The organism is Flavobacterium azizsancarii (genome assembly GCF_027980145.1).
Classification (GTDB): Bacteria; Bacteroidota; Bacteroidia; order Flavobacteriales; family Flavobacteriaceae; genus Flavobacterium; species Flavobacterium azizsancarii.
In genome coordinates this window covers 1-1,929 of sequence record NZ_JAMZNK010000098.1, presented here as the reverse complement: position 1 = coordinate 1,929, position 1,929 = coordinate 1, and the positions used below count along the sequence as shown (strand labels likewise).

Below are 1,929 nucleotides of genomic sequence, written 5' to 3'. Positions count from 1 at the left end.
CGCTGTGGCTTTGTCGCATAAATAATTACCGTAGGAAGTATTATTGTTGGGGGGCCTTTTTTATTCCTGCCCTCCTGAGGAATTTTAACTTTACTTCACTTCTTTCGAAAACAAAGGGGATATACTTGGTAACGCTGCCGACAAAATCAAACCGATTAATTTGATTCTATTGATTGTTACCAATGACAGCCCAACTTCTTGTAAAAGTTCAAATTTTGTATCGATAAAGCCAGTTAAAACAATTAAAAGACTCACGATTACTGCAATTTTAGATTTATTCATATATTAATTTTAAGATTATTTATTAAGCCCTTTTTTTGATTTTGGAGTTTCTTGTTAATGTGCTACCCATGTAGTCCCATTATAGAATACTGGACATACTACAGAACCTCCTCCTGCTAAGGCTCCTAAATAAGTTGGGGCTGTAGCATCAGTTACGTACGCCTGATCTCCGATTGTTCCGGTTGGCAAAGTGTTTACCGTATAAGATTTTAGTTTAATATCGTCTGTAGTAGCTAATATTCCTGATACCAAAGGCATTTGTACAATTACTCTACCTTGTGTACTATAATCATACTCATAATTCTGCATTATAACAGAACTATCTCTAAAAATACCTTCAAAATCAGTTTTAAACCCTATATAATTTTTATCTAATTTAACTCCATAATTTAGTAACTTATCTGATATGGTTATTTCATAACTATCCACATTAGTATTACCATCTAAATCTTCATTTCTAAAATTTATTCCATAAGCACTCCAATTAGAACCTACTTTTCCTCCTGATGGAGTATAACCAAGTGTTATCTGATTACCTGTACCATCATAACTACCTGCATCTAATACTTGTGATAATGTTGGTGTTGGATTAGTTATATTAATATTACCTTCTCCAACTATTGATTCTCCATTAATGGTTTTAAAATCATCTGTAGTTGCTAACGTGTAATCACCAGCAATAGCTTTAGCAGGAAATTTTAAAGTGGTATTTACTGTAGGTATATCATACTCTATACTAGTCTCTCCAGTATCTTTATAGAATCTTATTCCTTTATTAGATACTTCATGACTACCATTTTCGTTTGTAGTAAATTGTACATGAGTTGAAAAGATATTTGAAACAGTTTGTTCAGGTTGACCATTATTAGTAACAATTGATACTCCCGAACTATCAAGATTAGATACTTGAGTTGCATTTTCTTTATCATTTATAACCTGTATAACATTTGAGTTAATAAAAACATTATTTCCATAACCTTCTTGATTAAAACTCATAGATTTAGTGGTTTCATTTCCTACACCTAATACTTGATCTATTCCTTGTGATCCTCCTGTAATATCATCTAATGTTGCTAATGTATAAGTTCCTTCTGGTTTAACTGGATAATTTAGAATATTTCTAATTCCATTATACTCATGTCTTAAACCATAAGGTGCTAATCTACTTATATCTCCACTATTACCTGTATACAGTGTAAATCCTGCTGAATTTATATCAACACGATCTTGATCTGTATCATTAGAGAAAGTTATTGAACTTGAATTCATTGTAGCAGTACGCTTTCTAAATCCATCACCTCCTGATGTTAAAAGAATCTCAGTAGCATGAGCACTATTACCTGTATCTAGTACTTGTTGTAAATTCTGTGATCCTCCCGTAATATCATCTAATGTAGCAATTGTATAATCACCCGCTGCTTTATTTGGATCAAGGTTGTAATTTATATCTCCGGGAGCTGTTCTGTCTACATTTAAGTTTACAGTGCCATACACTCCGGTTTTACTTAATCCTTTACCATCAACTTTAAAATTAGAAAGTGTGTTATTGTCCACAAAAGAGACATCATCACCACTTACGTAAGTGAACCCATTAAAATTTTGACTATAGAAAGTCACAGGTATATTAGTATTCGCACCTGCCTTCGT

The 1,929-nt window shown here is 32.6% G+C and carries 2 protein-coding genes; both read right to left on the bottom strand.

Annotated features, from left to right (window positions below; all coding sequences use genetic code 11):
* Positions 1–90 precede the first annotated feature (90 nt).
* Positions 91–282: a hypothetical protein gene (locus NJT12_RS24750; protein WP_271338778.1), complete on the bottom strand. Its 192-nt coding sequence runs from the start codon at positions 280–282 to the stop codon at positions 91–93.
* Positions 283–336: 54 nt separating this feature from the next.
* Positions 337–1,929, bottom strand: a 1,593-nt coding sequence (locus tag NJT12_RS24745; protein WP_271338777.1) for a hypothetical protein, incomplete at its 5' end; no start/stop codon positions are given.

Excerpts from the sequence above, each read along its gene's own strand:
- NJT12_RS24750 (WP_271338778.1), bottom strand. The coding sequence starts at position 282 with ATGAATAAATCTAAAATTGCAGTAATCGTGAGTCTTTTAATTGTTTTA.